At 51.1% G+C, this 15,517-nt stretch carries 13 protein-coding genes; 2 read left to right on the forward strand and 11 right to left on the reverse strand.

Annotated elements, in window-relative coordinates; translation table 11 throughout:
- Positions 1 to 284 precede the first annotated feature (284 nt).
- The 7 genes from E9531_RS10410 to queG form a co-directional block, all read right to left on the reverse strand.
- Positions 285 to 1,331: an AbrB family transcriptional regulator gene (locus tag E9531_RS10410; RefSeq protein WP_136573691.1), complete on the reverse strand. Its 1,047-nt coding sequence runs from the start codon at positions 1,329 to 1,331 to the stop codon at positions 285 to 287.
- A 159-nt stretch (positions 1,332 to 1,490) separates the two neighbouring features.
- A complete protein-coding gene (locus E9531_RS10415) occupies positions 1,491 to 2,996 on the reverse strand; it encodes a tripartite tricarboxylate transporter permease (protein ID WP_136573692.1) in 1,506 nt (501 codons plus the stop codon).
- Complete coding sequence (locus E9531_RS10420; protein ID WP_136573693.1) at positions 2,993 to 3,430, reverse strand: tripartite tricarboxylate transporter TctB family protein; 438 nt, start codon at positions 3,428 to 3,430, stop codon at positions 2,993 to 2,995. The genes E9531_RS10415 and E9531_RS10420 overlap by 4 nt, the downstream gene beginning before the upstream one ends.
- Positions 3,431 to 3,594: 164 nt before the next feature.
- Positions 3,595 to 4,632 carry a Bug family tripartite tricarboxylate transporter substrate binding protein gene (locus E9531_RS10425; RefSeq protein ID WP_136573694.1) on the reverse strand — a complete coding sequence of 346 codons (1,038 nt, stop codon included), beginning with the start codon at positions 4,630 to 4,632 and terminating at the stop codon, positions 3,595 to 3,597.
- A 190-nt stretch (positions 4,633 to 4,822) separates the two neighbouring features.
- Positions 4,823 to 6,196: a sensor histidine kinase gene (locus E9531_RS10430; RefSeq protein ID WP_425293581.1), complete on the reverse strand. Its 1,374-nt coding sequence runs from the start codon at positions 6,194 to 6,196 to the stop codon at positions 4,823 to 4,825.
- A gap of 110 nt (positions 6,197 to 6,306) precedes the next feature.
- On the reverse strand, positions 6,307 to 6,978 hold the full coding sequence (locus E9531_RS10435) for a response regulator (RefSeq protein WP_136573724.1): 672 nt from the start codon (positions 6,976 to 6,978) through the stop codon (positions 6,307 to 6,309).
- A gap of 6 nt (positions 6,979 to 6,984) precedes the next feature.
- Entirely contained in the window at positions 6,985 to 8,118 is a 1,134-nt protein-coding gene (gene queG / locus E9531_RS10440) for a tRNA epoxyqueuosine(34) reductase QueG (RefSeq protein ID WP_211343416.1), read from the reverse strand.
- 156 nt (positions 8,119 to 8,274) lie between these two features.
- Between queG and tsaE the strand changes: the two genes are divergently transcribed.
- Both tsaE and E9531_RS10450 read left to right on the forward strand, forming a co-directional pair.
- Positions 8,275 to 8,742 (forward strand): tRNA (adenosine(37)-N6)-threonylcarbamoyltransferase complex ATPase subunit type 1 TsaE, encoded by a 468-nt coding sequence (tsaE, locus tag E9531_RS10445; protein ID WP_136573696.1) that lies wholly within the window; start codon positions 8,275 to 8,277, stop codon positions 8,740 to 8,742.
- Positions 8,743 to 8,828: 86 nt separating this feature from the next.
- Entirely contained in the window at positions 8,829 to 10,346 is a 1,518-nt protein-coding gene (locus E9531_RS10450) for an N-acetylmuramoyl-L-alanine amidase (RefSeq protein WP_136573726.1), read from the forward strand.
- Positions 10,347 to 10,477: 131 nt separating this feature from the next.
- On the opposite strand, the gene E9531_RS10455 is transcribed toward E9531_RS10450, so the two are convergent.
- Genes E9531_RS10455 through E9531_RS10470 form a run of 4 tightly spaced genes read right to left on the reverse strand, consistent with a single transcriptional unit; the run spans position 10,478 to position 15,499 of the window.
- On the reverse strand, positions 10,478 to 12,112 hold the full coding sequence (locus tag E9531_RS10455) for an Ig domain-containing protein (RefSeq protein ID WP_136573697.1): 1,635 nt from the start codon (positions 12,110 to 12,112) through the stop codon (positions 10,478 to 10,480).
- Between the two features lie 39 nt (positions 12,113 to 12,151).
- A complete protein-coding gene (locus tag E9531_RS10460) occupies positions 12,152 to 14,302 on the reverse strand; it encodes a type IV pilus secretin PilQ (protein ID WP_136573698.1) in 2,151 nt (716 codons plus the stop codon).
- A 12-nt stretch (positions 14,303 to 14,314) separates the two neighbouring features.
- Complete coding sequence (locus tag E9531_RS10465) at positions 14,315 to 14,848, reverse strand: pilus assembly protein PilP (RefSeq protein ID WP_136573699.1); 534 nt, start codon at positions 14,846 to 14,848, stop codon at positions 14,315 to 14,317.
- Between the two features lie 36 nt (positions 14,849 to 14,884).
- On the reverse strand, positions 14,885 to 15,499 hold the full coding sequence (locus E9531_RS10470; RefSeq protein ID WP_136573700.1) for a type IV pilus inner membrane component PilO: 615 nt from the start codon (positions 15,497 to 15,499) through the stop codon (positions 14,885 to 14,887).
- Positions 15,500 to 15,517 lie beyond the last annotated feature (18 nt).

Raw genomic sequence — 15,517 nt, forward strand, 5'->3', positions numbered from 1 at the left:
TCAGGGTCTGTGCATAAAAGGGGATCGAAAAAACATCAACAGCCACAGCACAACCATCTTGGTCAACATGGCTTAAAAACGTGTTCGGGATCACCACCCAGGCTGCGTTGGAGTCCCAAAAGATGCGGTGCGCGGCAACAGGCGCCTTGCTCTGCCTCTTTTAAGTATTGCGCGGTCTTTGTGGAGATCCTAAGCACGTTCTAAGGATTGTACTGGCGCAAGCGTGTTGCAAATACAGGGCCCTATCAGGCTAAGCCCTTATCTATTTGTCGCATCCCAAACCGTCAACGCCGATCTATGCGCTGCCGCGCACCCGCAAGAAAGCGTTCGTATAGCCACCCCGTACTGAGCACCACACACAGCATGCGCGAAACCTGCAGTGCAGTCACCAAAGGCACCCCTAAACCCAACACTTTGGCAGTGATCGTCATCTCAGCAATGCCACCAGGAATCAAGGCCAGGATCAAAGTTGCTGGAGGCAGTTCAATTGCAAGCGCCAGTAACCAACCCAATAGCGCAGAAAAGGCGATCACCCCCAACGACAGCGCTGCAACGACTCCAAGCAACCTGGGGGCTGACCGCAGAAAATCTGGCCGGTATTTATCTCCCAAGGACCAGCCAATGCACAATTGTCCAGCCCATGACAACCATGGCGGTAATGCCGACAACTCAATACCTGACAAGGTGATCAACATGGCAAATGCCATCGGTCCAAGCATCCATCCATTGGGCAAACGTAAACGCTGAAACAGCCAGCCGCAGACCCACGCGCCACTCACCAACCAGAAAAAACCTGGCCATTGCACATCACGCACATCCATCGGGCGCACCATCGGCGCATCTGCAAACCATTGAAAAGCAAACGGAACGACTACCACCACCAACAGCACCCGCATGCTGTGCGCAGAGGCCACCTGGTCTACCCGCGCCCCATGGCGTTGGGCCATATTGGCCATCTCGCTGGCACTTCCAATTGCTGCAGCGAACCACGCGGTTGTTGGGTCCATGTCAGCACAGCGCATGTACACCGAGCGCCCCAAAAACGCCAAGGCAATGGCGTAGGCCATGCCAAAAACCATCAACGGCCAGTAGCGCATGACGCTCTCTGCCACTTGAGGTGTGAAATACAGCCCCAGCGAGAGGCCAATCATCCAGCGCCCGAACTGGTTGAATATCGGCGCGCAGCGGCTTGGCACATGTGATATCCGGGTTGCAGCAGTCAGTAACAGGGGCCCCAACATCCACGGCAGCGGAATATCTAACCACAGAGCCAACTGAGCCCCTAGTAATGCTATCGCCAAGCCTAATACCAATCGCCACAACGTATTCATGCGTTCATACAGTCGCAGCCACACTACGACCATCCCTCAATTTCCAGATAAACCAACGCAAACAACAGTCTCTGCGTTACACATAAAAAAGATGCCAACAGCAAAGTGCTTTGCTGTTGGCATGCATTACGCGTGGCGGCACTTTAGCAGCCAACCAGGTTATTTTTTCGATTTAAAGCGACGATACACAAACGGGAAGGCCACGACAGCGACTGCACCAATCCAGAATGCCACCGTGACCGGACTGGCAAACAAAATAGACACGTCACCGTCAGAAATCGCCAGTGCCCGGCGCAGGTTCTGCTCCATCATATTCCCCAGCACCACACCCAAAATCAGCGGAGCCATAGGCATATCTGCTTTACGCAAAAAGTAGCCAATCAACCCGATACCAGCGACCATCAGCAAATCAAACTGCGTCGCATTGATCGAGTACACACCAATAATACTGATGCAGATGATGGTAGGCACCAGCAACCAAGGTGGCACCGACAGAATGCTGGCAAATACGCGAACCATTGGAATATTCATCACCAGCAAAATCACGTTGGCCACCAGCAAAGAAGCAATCAAGCCCCATACCAAATGCGGTTGTTGTTCAAACAGTACAGGCCCAGGCGTAATGTTGTATAGCGTCAAAGCCCCCATCATCACAGCCGTTGTACCCGAGCCCGGCACGCCAAGAGTCAGCATTGGAATAAATGAACCTGTGGCAGAAGCGTTATTGGCTGACTCAGGAGCAGTCAACCCGCGCATATCACCCTGACCAAACTTGGCATTCGGATCTTTTTGTTCATTGATGCGTTTTTCATTGGCATACGCAATGGCAGACGCCACACTCGCGCCTGCACCAGGCAATACACCCAAACCAAACCCCGTCAAACTGCTGCGAATCACACTGGGTAAGGTGTACTTCCATTCTGCGAAGTTAAATAGCTTTCGACCACTCTTAGGCACTTTGACCGACATGCCGCCGACCACGTTCTCAAGCATCTGCAGCATTTCACTGATCGCAAATAAGGCGATCACGACAACCACAAAATCAATGCCATCAGACAGGTTCGGCGAATCAAATGTGTAACGGTAAACCCCAGAGTTGGAGTCAACCCCTACAGTAGAAATTGCCAAGCCGATCATCGCAGCGAGCACCCCCTTGACAGGCTGGTTGCCCAGCAATCCGGTCAGACAGCAGAACGCAAACACCATCAGCACAAAATACTCCGCCGGGCCAAAAGCCAGTGCCCACTTCGCCAGCATCGGTGCAAAAATCACAATGCCAAAAAAGGCCACCAAAGAACCGACAAATGAAGCCCATGCAGACAGCGACAAAGCCACACTGCCCAAACCTTGCCGTGCGAGCGGGTAGCCATCCAGCGTAGTCATTACCGATGCGGCCTCACCGGGCACATTGATCAAAATCGACGTAATGCGCCCACCGTATTCGGCCCCGACATAAACCGCAGCCAACAAAATCAAGGCCGTCTCAGGCGGCAAATTCATAGCAAACGCGACCGGAATCAACATGGCCACGCCATTGATTGGCCCCAAACCAGGCAGCACGCCCACAATTGTGCCAAAGAAAGAGCCAATGGCAGCCACCATCAGATTGGTTGGCGTCATGGCCACGCCAAACCCTTGGGCTAAAGCACCAAAAATTTCATTCATAACCAAGCCTCCAAAACGCCCAAAGGCAGGACTACGTCTAACACCCGGTCAAACAGGTAAAAGAAAAAGACAGAGCTGATGACACCACCAATGGCAGGCTTCAGCCACCCGCCTCCAAACAACTTACCAACCAGCATGGTCATCAAAGCGGTTGCGATGATGAACCCCGCGGATTGATAAATCAGCCCGTAGCCCACCACAATGGCAAACATTGCGGCGATACGTACATTCGCGCCAGGAGGATTTGGTTCGGTCTGTCCGCCGCCTTTGACGACTAACCAGATGCCACACAAAGCCATGACGGCAGCAATCAATAAGGGAAATGCACGCGGCCCCAAGGGCTCGTAAGAGAACGGCGCCTCCAGCCCCACCCCTTGCCAAAACATGACACCAGCAAGCACCACTGCCCCGATGCCCAATATTCGATCGTTCATTGTTATTGTCCTTTTGGATATTTTTTCAAGCACGTAGAGCAGCGGCGCCCAAACGCGCGCACCGAACGCACAGCGCTGGCTTTTACATTCAGCAGGAAGCCGGTATGACGGCGCTGTTTTGGCAGCCCATCACACCTTGTACGCCATAGTTGAACGATGAGGAATTACTTGATCAAGCCAAAAGATTTGGCCAGCTCGCCGTATTCCGTGACTTGCTTTTTGACGTAAGCATCCAGTTCAGTACCAGTCAGACTGAATGGAAACAAGCCCTGCTGTGCTTGCAGTTTGGCAAATGCTTCGCTGGCCATGGTGGTTTTGAAGGATTCGACCCACCAGTTGTAATCTTCATCAGAGACTTTAGGGCCCAAGTAGAAGCCGCGAATAATGGGCCACTCGATATCAAAACCTTGCTCTTTGGCTGTAGGAACGTCTGCCAAGCGGCCTGGCAAGCGTTCGCTATGGAACACAGCCAAAATCTTGATCGGCGAGCCGCCTTCCATCATTGTCACCGCTTCAGCGGCATCGCCCATATACGCTTGGATATGGTTGCCGCGCAAAGCGGTGATCCCTTCACCACCGCCTTCAAAAGCCACAAAACGCATACGGCGGAAATCCACCCCTGCAGCTTTGGCTGTCAACGCGGCCTTCATCCAGTCTTGGCTACCCACAGTGCCACCAGCACCGAACACCACTTTGGTGGGGTCTTCCTTCAAAGCATTCATCAGCTCTGGCAAGCTTTGAAAAGGGGAATCCTCACGCACCACTGCCACGCCGTAGTCAGCTCCGACAGCAGCCAGCCAACGCACGTCGTCTACCGTGTAACGACCAAACTTACCTTGCGCCAGATTCAACAAAGAACCACCAGAGAAAGCCACAATAGAGCCGCCTTCACTCGGGCGTTGCGCCACGATGTTGTTGTAAGCCACCGCACCTACGCCACCTGGCATATACACAATGCGCAACGGGCTCTTCAAAACACCACTTTCTTTCAATGCCGATTGCGTTAAGCGACATGTCAAATCAAAACCGCCCCCCGGCTGTGCTGGCGCAACACATTCAGGCCGGCGAGGTTCCGCCTGCGCAGCAGGGGCAGTAAAGCTCAATGCCAACAAGCCAGCACTGACCGTGACGGTCAGTGCTGTGCTGGTGCGACGCTGCAGTGCTACAAGCCATTGGCGGGGAGCAAAAGTGTTTTTTGTCATGATGAAAGTCTCCTTAGTCATCTGCTGTTTATGGCGCATGCGGGCTTGTCTTCGTATGCATGGATAAGCCCATACGCACACAGCCGCCGCATCCCTCAAAAAACCGCCACTTAAACAAGCTTTTTTCTTGCTAAAAAATGGCGGTGATTCAACCGCTTGAAGGTATCGCACCAAGGCTTACAGAAAGCTTTCAATCACGCACCAAAACGGTGCAAAATGCATTTTTAAGACCTAGGAAAAACACCAATTCCACCAGCAATCCATTTGTGCGTACAGGCGACATCAGGCGCATTTCCCCTTGGTGAGCGCGCACAATTGCCCCAACAATCGCCAAGCCCAAACCCGCGCCGTTATTGGCCTTGCCTGCAGCCCCACGGCGAAAACGCACCCCTGCTTGTTGGATATCAATTTCACTCATGCCTGGGCCACTGTCCTCCACGATCACACAAACTTGACCTTGACGGATGTCAAGCCTCGCGATGACCGTGCCACGCGCTGGCGTGTACTTGATGGCATTGTCTAAGAGGTTCAATATGGCCTCCTGCAGCAACAGGCGCATGCCGCGCATCTGCACTTTGTTGTCCGGCACCTCCAAGCCGTAATCCAAACGCTTAGCTTTAGCTGCTGGCAGCATCAGCCGCACACACTCCTCCAGCAAAGCCCCTAATTCAAATCGTTCAGCAGACTGCGTGGGAACCGTCAGACTGGCATCGTGAACCTTGGCCAAGGACAGCATTTGGTTGGTCACACGTTCAGCCCGATCCAGACCCGAGCGCATCGCCAGCAGTGCCGCACGCAATTCTTGCGGGTCGCTTTCACGAAGTGCATAGTCAACCCCAGTGCGCAGCGTTGCCAATGGGGTGCGTAACTGATGAGATGCATCATCGAGAAACTGGCGCTGCATATGCGCATGCTGGGTAAAGCGTGCGATGTGGCCATTAATAGCATCGACCAATGGCACCACTTCTTCAGGAATCCCCTGGCGAGAAATGGGGCGTAAATCATCCTCGTCACGATGCGTCATCTCGCGCTGCAAACGCTGTAACGGGCGAAACGCCACAAATACACCTAACAGCAAGGCCGCCACCAAAAGCAATAGCACCACAGCATCGCGCCCCACACTGCGCCACACCATTCGTGAGGTGTAGCGGTCACGTTCACTAAGGCTTTCAGCCACCTGCACAATCACACGCTGATCTGCGCCACCAGCCAGCAAAGGCGGATCCATTGGGCGAATCAACATAGCAACCCGCACTTCTTCACCATCTAAATAGGCGGCATCGTAAAAATGCAGCACACCTGATGGCGGTAAAGTTTGAGGCGTAGGCATAGTGGCAAAACCAATATCAGCTAAACCATCTTCCGTAGCCACACGGTAAAAAACATTGCCCGTAGCCGTCAGCTCAAACATTTCAAGCAATTGGTAAGGCTGCGCCAATGCCAAGCCACCACTTTCTGTTGAGATATTGAGATCAATAACACGCACCACGCCAGCCAAGGCGCGGTCATACGCCTCTTGCGCTTGCTGCCGCAGCAGCAAGGTCGAGCTCCAGATATCAACCATGCTGCCCACTACCACGATAGGCACGATCGAGCACAACAATCGCGCCTTAAGACTCAACGCCTGCCAGCGTCCTCGGATAGCGCCATGCGCTGCCCCAGACAAACGGCCGCTCACTCGATGGCCTCCAGACAATAGCCCAAGCCCCGCATGGTGATGATATGCGCTTGGCTCACCTGCAGTTTTTTACGCAACCGATGCACGATGACCTCAACCGCTTCCAAGCTGATATCTCCGTCTTCGGGCAAGATGCGGTCGAGTATGGCCTGTTTGGCAACCGGCTCCCCACTTTTCTGGATCAGCACCCGCATCACGGCATGCTCACGGGGCGTCAAGGCCAGCACCTCGCCCTCAACGGAAAAACGTTGGCTGCTCAAGTCATAGAGCAAATTGGCACAAGCCATGCGCTCAAACTGCCGACCTCTACTGCGACGAACCAGTGCTTGCAAGCGCGCCTCCAACTCTTCCAGCTGAAAAGGTTTGGGCAAAAAGTCATCAGCCCCTTCTTGCAATAGCCCAACACGCTGCGCCAGTGAATCTCGCGCAGTCAGCACAATCACTGGTGTACGGTCATCTCTGCCCCGCATACGCGCCAAGACTGTGGCACCATCAATTCCAGGCAAACCTAAGTCGAGAACGACGGCGTCGAACTCCTCTAGCTCCAAACGCCTATCGGCCAATAGACCATCAGCCACCCAATCGACCGCAAACCCCTCCTGACGTGCCAGTGCCTTAAGCAACCAATGGGCCAGTTGTGCCTCATCTTCTACCAACAGTATTTTGATCATGCCTCACTCCTCCTCCACACCCGCCTGGCACACAGGCTCTGGCGCTTGCTGCAGCGCCCATTCAATATGCTCGCGCACCACTGCACTGGTTTGCGCATCAGCCAACCACGCATGCAATTGTCTGCAAATAACTTCACGATGCGCATATACAAGTGTTTCTTGCCGCAATGCATTGCCACAGACCACGGCCAAGTTGCGCTGCCAGCGTTCAAAACCAATGCGTCGAATGGGGCTGCCTTCGGTATAACGTAAAAATTGCGCTTCACTCCAGCCAAGGAACTCCAATAAATCATTTTTTTGCCAAGACGCACGCGCCTGAAAATCAACCAACTTGGCTGGTTTAGCAAATTTATTCCACGGGCAAGCCAACTGACAATCGTCACAGCCATAGAGGTGGTTGCCGATCAATGGCCGCAAAGCGGTATCGATCACCCCTGCATACTCAATCGTCAAATAGGAAATGCAAAGTCTGGCATCGACTTGCCCTGGCGCCACAATCGCCTGTGTTGGGCATGCTTGTATGCAGGCGCTGCATTGGCCGCAATGTGCACTCGTAGCGGCAGTTTCTGGCAAGGCAATATCCAGAAAAATCTCCCCCAGAAAGAACATTGATCCCGCATCCCGCGAAAGCACCAGCGTATGCTTACCACGCCAGCCCAAACCACTGCGTTTGGCCAACTCTGCTTCCAACACAGGCGCTGAATCGGTAAACACCCGATGGCCCAGCGGACCGATCTCCTCCTGAATCTGCATCGCCAGCTTTTGCAAACGATTGCGCAGCACCTTGTGGTAATCACGCCCTCGTGCATAAACAGACACCACGGCCTGTTGCGCATCAATCTGACGTGCCCATTCCTGCGCCTGCCATTGGGCTGATGTATCAGGCGGTAAATAATCCATGCGGGCAGTCAACACGCTAACAGTGCCCGGCACCAGTTCTGCAGGGCGTGCGCGCATCAAGCCATGACGCTGCATGTAATCCATCTGACCGTGAAAGCCTTGCTCAAGCCAGGCCAGCAACCCCGCTTCTGCATCAGCTAGGTCGACACCAGCTACGCCAATCTGGGAAAAACCCAACTCGCGAGCCCAGCTGCGGATTTTTTCCAGCAGCGAATATGTGTCAAGCTTTGTCGTCATCCGGTGAAATTGTAGGTGCTACGCACTGCGCGCGCGCCACAGTCGTTACACTTGGGGCAGATCGTGCCGGAGCTGCACGATTGCCTCCGTCCGATCACTCTTTCGCTGCTGTTTTGTTTTGTGACTTCACCCACGTCAACCGCCACATTACGCCTCATGACTGAAGAAGATACCGCGCAATTGGCGCAGTGTTTTGCCAGTCAGGCGCATGCATTGGCACAATTAAGCATTCACTTATATGGCAACTTGGGGGCAGGAAAGACCACCTGGACACGGTATTTGTTGCGCGCGCTTGGCGTACAAGGTCGCATCAAAAGCCCCACTTACGCTTTGCTTGAACAATACGAGCTAGACGACCATTCTTTTGAGGCATACCACTTTGATTTATATCGGCTGGAAGCCCCTCAAGAATGGTTGGAGTCGGGTTTGCAAGAAACCGTCCAAGGCCCAGGATTGAAGCTCATTGAATGGCCCCAGAAGGCTGGGGAACTTTTGGACGCACCAGACCTCACCCTATCTTTTGAATTCCTGCCAACCTCCGCGCAGCAACGCCAAGTACGCCTCACCGCGCACTCTGCCGCAGGCCAGCAGCTCGCAGAAAGTGTGCTGAAATGCGCTCAGTAAACGCCTCGCACCCCATAGCCAATCAGGCCAGTCCCGATCACGCATTGCACAGCATAGTGACCACTGCCGCACAACACCCAACGGATATGGCGACATGCCCCGCGCCAAATGCACCCGTCAATCGCCGCAGCATGCTGCGAGCCAGTGTACTGCTTTGCGCCTTGAGTGTTGAGCATGTTGCAATGGCACAAATCAGCCAACGCCATCAACCCACCACCGCTGAGAAAGGCAAGAAAAATGGCATTGTTGCCGTTCGGATTTGGCCAGCACCAGAATACTCGCGTGTAACGATTGAGTCTGACGAAGAGCTTGAGGCCACTTACGACTTTGCCAAAGACCAGCCCCCGCGCTTGTTCGTCGACATCAAAAATCTTCTCCTTGGCCCAGAACTGCGCAATATGGAAACACGCGTGCAGGCTGACGATCCCAACATTGCAGCCATCCGCATTGCGCAGAACTCTCCCACCATCGTTCGCATGGTGCTCGACCTGAAACAAAACGTTCGCCCAGAAGTCTTCACGCTTAAGCCTATTGCGCCTTACCGGTATAGGCTAGTGTTTGACTTATACCCTGCACGTGCGATTGACCCGATGCAGCAGTTGATTGAGGAACGCCTCAAAACCATTGCGGAAGCACCTGATACAGCGGCCAGCCATCCATCAGCAGAGCCTGCGCCGCCTACGCCAGCCCCAGCCCCAACAGGGTCTGATTCTTTAGATGGATGGTTTGAACAGCACGGATCATCCACACCACCACCAAGCCCTAAGCCACCGCCGCCTGCTCCCAGCCCTACACCTGCGCCTGTACCGCCGCCGCCAGCCCCCGTTCCAGCGCCGCCGCCCAGGCCCGCACCAAGCGCTCCTGCGACCAGTAAACAAACAGACCGCATTTATATTGTCGCGCTTGACCCCGGGCACGGCGGCGAAGACCCTGGCGCCATTGGCCAAGCCAAAACTTTTGAGAAACACGTGGTGCTGGCCATTGCACAGCAGGTTCGAGACCGACTCAATCGATCCCGCGTCAATGGGGTTCCTCTGCAAGCATTTATGACGCGCGACCGAGATTTTTTTGTGCCGTTGGCCTCGCGTGTTGAAAGAACCCGGCGCGTGCAAGCCGACCTCTTTGTCAGCATCCACGCTGATGCAGCAGAAAACTTTAGCGCCAATGGCGCCAGCGTCTATGCACTCAGTCAACGGGGTGCCACCAGCACTGCCGCGCGCTTGCTGGCCGAAAAGGAAAACCTCTCGGATGCTATTGGCGGGCTCAATATCAACAACGCTGATCGCCATGTGCAAAGCACGTTGGCAGACATGAGTATTTCAGCCCAAATTCGCGACAGTCTTATTTTGGGTGCGCTCATGCGACAAGAAATTGCCAAATACACGCGCGTACGCGGCAATAAAGTTGAGCAAGCAAACTTCGCAGTACTGCGCAACCCTGACACACCCAGCATCTTGGTGGAAACAGGCTTCATCAGTAACCGAAGTGAAGAGCAGCTCCTGCGCTCAACATCCCATCAAGCCAAACTAGCCGATGCCATTGCGGCTGGCATCATGACCTACCTCAAAACACACCCACCATTACCGCGCGTGCGAAGCGTGTAATCAGAGAAACGGCGGTTGCTCCGCGTCTAAGCGGCTATATAAGTCTCAGAAAAAAGCCTCTAGACGATCACATCTAGAGGCTTTTCAACATAGCCAATACTCAACTAGATTGACTTTGACTTGCTCATCCCTTAATTACAGACAGCACCATTGCGGTTCAGGGTAAACCGTGCCATGGTTGAAATACTTTCAGTACCCGATGTCAACGTAACTAAAAAGCCATATCCACGGTCAGTGTAAGTCGTTGTGGTCACTGGAGTTGCAGGCGGTTCTGGATTTGTTGTCGTGACGGTCACATTCAAATCATCACACGTCAATGCTCGGTTAGAACGAATTTGCGCGTTGGTTGCATCAAAGCTCAAGAAGCTCGGCAACTCAGAAACAGACCACGTGTAAGTACCGGTTCCGCCCTTGGCAGACAAGGCCTGCAAATAGGCAATTCCAACAGATGCGTTCGCCATTGCACAGGTATCCGTTGCTTCAGCACCACCAGTGCAAACAATCGCCAAACCACTATCGTATGGCTCAACATTAATGGTGATATTGGCTGTCACCCGTTGGTTAGCAGGGAATGGGAAGGTATTCGCAGCAGAATCACTAACCACCATTTTGATACGATTGGAACCAAGAGTCGTTGGCGTGCCAGAAATAACTCCGTTGCTACCCAAGGTCAGACCAGCAGGCAAAGTACCATTGCCAACACTCCATAGATATGGAGGAATACCACCGGCCGCATTCAAGACTTCTGAAAACGGTCGATTCAAATGCGCTGTGTAAGTGGCATCTTCAAAAACCAGTGCCGAAGGCGCAGTGAAGTCAGGAATATGATCCAAAGCCCAGACAACAGCACGATGCGTCACCGCTTCCTGAATACCGTTATCAACATTATTGTCCGCACGATCAGCCTCGACCAACAGATCGATACGCCCTGGCTGATTTCCGCTAACTACCGTATACGTTGCACGTCCAGTCACAGTTGGAACCAGAATTGATTTCCCGCTAGCCGTGCCACCAGCCCTCAAACTAGCGCCATTGCCAGCAGCACTAGTTGGCAAAATGGTGACACGCACATTATTGCCAGTTGGCTTAGATACGGGTTGACCGAAATCATCAAACACTGAAGACTGCATCGTCAGCTGCTTGGTAATACCTGTTGTTCCCGCAACCACATTTTGCGTCAGCATATATCCCATACCACCAACCTCAGTGGTCTCGATATAACTACCGGACGGATTTCCACCGTAGTCTCCCACCTTAATGGAGATTTCTGCTACACGATCTTGGTTATTTTCGAGCGTACAACGAATTTTTGCGGTACCCGCACTATTAGACGCATGAAAGTGGAAACTAGCAGAACCAGAGTTCGCCCCCAAAACAATACTACGGCTAGCCATAATATTGTCATTTTCATCCTTAGGATCTTCTCCGTTTAGATAATAAAGAGCGCCTACCTCAAGGCCTTCCACGATCGCACAAGCAAAATCACCACTAGGGACAGGTCGATTTGCAGTAATTGCATCAATATAAAGTGCTGTAGTGAATGGACCATCCTTCGCAGAAATATTTGGTCCAACGTGCATCAGATTCAAAGGCAGCTCAACTTTAGGAGTGCCATCAGCACGTGTTTCGGCACGCAACGTCAAATCGTAGGGCTGATTAGGATTACTCCCGCCACTTCCACCGCCACCGCCACATGCTCCGAGCAGCAAAGTTATTGCAGAGACGGCACCAAGTACACATCCCTTTTTCAATCCATATAAGCTCATCAAAAACTCCTTAAACCTATCCAATTCAATACTTCACAATCAACGCCGCATTGTATTTTGATCTGTCACGATCTTAGGTGTGATAAACACCATCAATTCACTCTTTTGTGTAGTTCGGGTGGTCGATTTAAATAAACGCCCAGCAATAGGCAAATCACCAAGAAATGGTACTTTTGTTTCGCCGGTTGATTCAATCAACTCAAAAATACCGCCAATCACGACTGTCCCACCATTTTCAACCAAAACCTGTGTTGTCACCTTTTTGGTATCAATAGAAACTGTATCGCCAGAAATAGTAGGACTATCTTTATTCACTTCCAGATCGAGAATCACATTACCTTCAGGGGTAATTTGTGGCGTAACCCCCAATCGCATCACTGCTTTTTTGAACTCCACAGTTGTTGCACCATTGGGCGCTGTCGATGTGTAGGGAATTTCGGTACCTTGCTCAATAAATGCCTCAACTTGGTCTGCAGTCACTATTCGTGGGCTAGATATCACACGTCCCTCACCAGTACTCTCTAAAGCCGACAATTCCAAATTCAGAAAACGATTGGCTGCAGAATTAAAAATTGACAATGCAAAACTTGCAGCAGCAGTATTACCAATACCAGAAGCTCCAAAATTAAAAAATTGCCCTGAACTACTAGATCCTGAACCTGCTCCTGAACTCGTCAGCACATTGCCGTAGTTACCGCCAATCACAACACGGTTATCCCCTCCGATGTTGTAACCACCTTCCCCTCCTCGTTCAGCGCGCAGATCATTACCACCCAGGCGAACACCAAGGTTACGGCCAAAATTATCCGTAGCCTCTACAATGCGGGCCTCAATCAACACTTGACGCACAGGAATATCCCAACTGGCTATCAGCCGTGCGACTTCTTCAAGCCGTGAAGGGGTATCAGTCACAAACAACTGATTGGTTCTTTTCTCAGCAATGGCTGAGCCTCTCTCAGTCAGGAAACGATTATTTCGTTGGTCTGTGCTTCCAGAAGAATTAGAGGAAATCAATTGCTCTGCTATATACTCAGATCTTGCATAATTGAGTTGAAAAATCTGCGTCCTAAGCGGCTCCAACTTCTCTAAAGCCAACTTAGCCTCGAAATCCTTTTGTCGTCGCGCATCAAGTTCATCCTTTGGGGCAACCCATAAGACATTTCCATTCTTCTCGTACCCTAAACTTTTCGAGTCGAGAATAATTTGCAATGCCTGATCCCAAGGTACATCTTGCAAACGCAGCGTTAATGACCCCTGAACAGAATCAGAAGTCACGATATTGAAGTTGGTAAAATCTGCAATGACTTGCAGCAAAGATCGAATCTCAATATTCTGAAAATTCAAAGATAGCTTTTCGCCAGAAAAGCCAACCCCTTGCGTCAATTTAGTCGGATCAGGCTCAACCTTGCGAACCTCGAGCACGTACTGACCATCCGCTTGATAGGCACTTTGCGTCCAATCACCGCTAACTTCGACCTCCACCAGCGTTGAATTGCCTACTTGCCTAGCTTGCAAAAATTGAACTGGCGTCCCGAAATCAGTGACATCCAATCGATTTCGAAGCGCGGCTGAAAGTGTAGAGTTTGGAATTTCGAGAACAATTTTCCGCCCCTCTTGACGCAGGTCAACATCAGAAGCATCACCAGGCATACTGAGAATAACTCGCCCAGCACCATCAACGCCTTTACGAAAATCCAAATTCTGCAAACTATTCTGAGCCGACTGTACCGATTGGAGCTTATCTGAATGACCTACACCCAAGCTCTTACTAGCCACAGAATGGCCAACCGAGTTGGAATTCAGCAACACGGATACTGTATTACCTGAGCGTTGAATCTGGTATGTAGCAGTTTCACGCAAATTAAGTACCACACGAGAACGATCCCCTGACTCAATGGCATGGATTGAACGCAAATTCCCTTGATTCACCTCAACATTTTGCCTGCCAGACTTGACGTTAACCGATGGAAAATCTAAAGATATACGAGCAGGAGACTGAACAACAAAAGCAACTGGATCAAAATCAATCGGCTGATCAAGTTGAATTTGAACCAACTCTCGCCCATCCCGCTGAGCCCCAGACACAGAGACGATATCAACAGCGAAGGCATTTAAAACAGATGAAACACAGCCAACAAAAATTAAAGTTTTTATTAGCGGCGTATATTTTGTGAGTTTTTTTTCGCACATTCTCTTATTCCTTTACTCTTGCAGTTCCAGCAACGTTGATCTTTCGGACCATTCCCCCGTCGCATCTTGCACCACCTCATGCAACTGCAACTGCGATTCAGATATATCCTCAATTTTCCCGTAGTTCTGTCCCAAATAACTACCTACATTAACTTGATATAAATGTTGTTCAACTTCAAGCAGTGCTGTCGGCCGCCCTTCTTTCTCCATAAATCCAACCATCTTTATGGAGTCCAAGGGGTAAGCTTCTAAAACTTCCTTACGGCGATTGATATGCATTGCAATGAGGCTGTTATCACCCTTAACTTTCTCTTGCGCAAAAATTCTTGCTAATTTAGCAACAGAAAAAGGGTCTTCTACTTGTGCGGCATCATAGTCTGCAGGAACAAATACTGTAGGAGCTTGCAAGGGAGCCACTCTCGGAACGGCTTGACTTTTTTCTCGTGCCATCCAAGAAAGCACCTCATCCTCCCGGGACTCCACGCAACCAGAAGCAAAAACAGCCATCAGCAGCATAAGAGAAAAGTGCAAAAACCTTTTAATCATGAAATTTAATTCCTATACCACATAAGTTATTACTTTTTATTTTGAATTCTTCGTGCGCTGCTGCTCTTCCAAACTCAAGTAGCGATAAGTTTTTATTCCCGCCCTCATGGAAAGCAAGTTTCCCTGTGAAGACTTAGACAAATCAAGATCACCAATCGTCACGATCCTAGACAAATGGGCGACATCCGATGCAAACTGAGCAATCGCATCATAGGATCCAGTCACCGATATTTCAATTGGCTGTTCCGCATAATATTCCTTAACCTGAGGTGCTCCCGGCTTAAAAACATCAAATTGCAACCCCCGACCAATACCCGCCTGGTTAATATCAGACAATAGAGCCGCCATCTCAGCCTGATTAGGAAGCTGCTTCTCCAAAAGATTCACATACTCGATAACTTGCTCTTTTTGCTTCTTCAACGCATCGAGGTTAATCGCCTTCTTATAGTCACGACTAAAATCCTGCCTCAAACTTAACTCAGTTGCACGAGAAGCATCTAGTTCATCTCTAAAACCAGAAAGCCACAAAAACCATAATAAAACTGCAACAAAAATCGCAACAAAGAAAAACAAAAACAAGCGCGGAACAATAGGCCAAACCCAAGGGTCTCGACCACTGGTTTGCTGAAATTGCGACAGCCATTTATTCATCGATCAATCTCACTTTAA

The sequence above is a fragment of the Lampropedia puyangensis genome (assembly GCF_004833285.1).
Lineage (GTDB): Bacteria > Pseudomonadota > Gammaproteobacteria > Burkholderiales > Burkholderiaceae_C > Lampropedia > Lampropedia puyangensis.

Coding starts and splice junctions, on each gene's coding strand:
- E9531_RS10410 (WP_136573691.1), bottom strand. CDS start 1,331: ATGAATACGTTGTGGCGATTGGTATTAGGCTTGGCGATAGCATTACTA.
- E9531_RS10415 (WP_136573692.1), bottom strand. CDS start 2,996: ATGAATGAAATTTTTGGTGCTTTAGCCCAAGGGTTTGGCGTGGCCATG.
- E9531_RS10420 (WP_136573693.1), bottom strand. CDS start 3,430: ATGAACGATCGAATATTGGGCATCGGGGCAGTGGTGCTTGCTGGTGTC.
- E9531_RS10425 (WP_136573694.1), bottom strand. CDS start 4,632: ATGACAAAAAACACTTTTGCTCCCCGCCAATGGCTTGTAGCACTGCAG.
- E9531_RS10430 (WP_425293581.1), bottom strand. CDS start 6,196: ATGGTTGATATCTGGAGCTCGACCTTGCTGCTGCGGCAGCAAGCGCAA.
- queG (WP_211343416.1), bottom strand. CDS start 8,118: ATGACGACAAAGCTTGACACATATTCGCTGCTGGAAAAAATCCGCAGC.
- tsaE (WP_136573696.1), top strand. CDS start 8,275: ATGACTGAAGAAGATACCGCGCAATTGGCGCAGTGTTTTGCCAGTCAG.
- E9531_RS10450 (WP_136573726.1), top strand. CDS start 8,829: ATGGCGACATGCCCCGCGCCAAATGCACCCGTCAATCGCCGCAGCATG.
- E9531_RS10455 (WP_136573697.1), bottom strand. CDS start 12,112: ATGAGCTTATATGGATTGAAAAAGGGATGTGTACTTGGTGCCGTCTCT.
- E9531_RS10460 (WP_136573698.1), bottom strand. CDS start 14,302: ATGTGCGAAAAAAAACTCACAAAATATACGCCGCTAATAAAAACTTTA.
- E9531_RS10465 (WP_136573699.1), bottom strand. CDS start 14,848: ATGATTAAAAGGTTTTTGCACTTTTCTCTTATGCTGCTGATGGCTGTT.
- E9531_RS10470 (WP_136573700.1), bottom strand. CDS start 15,499: ATGAATAAATGGCTGTCGCAATTTCAGCAAACCAGTGGTCGAGACCCT.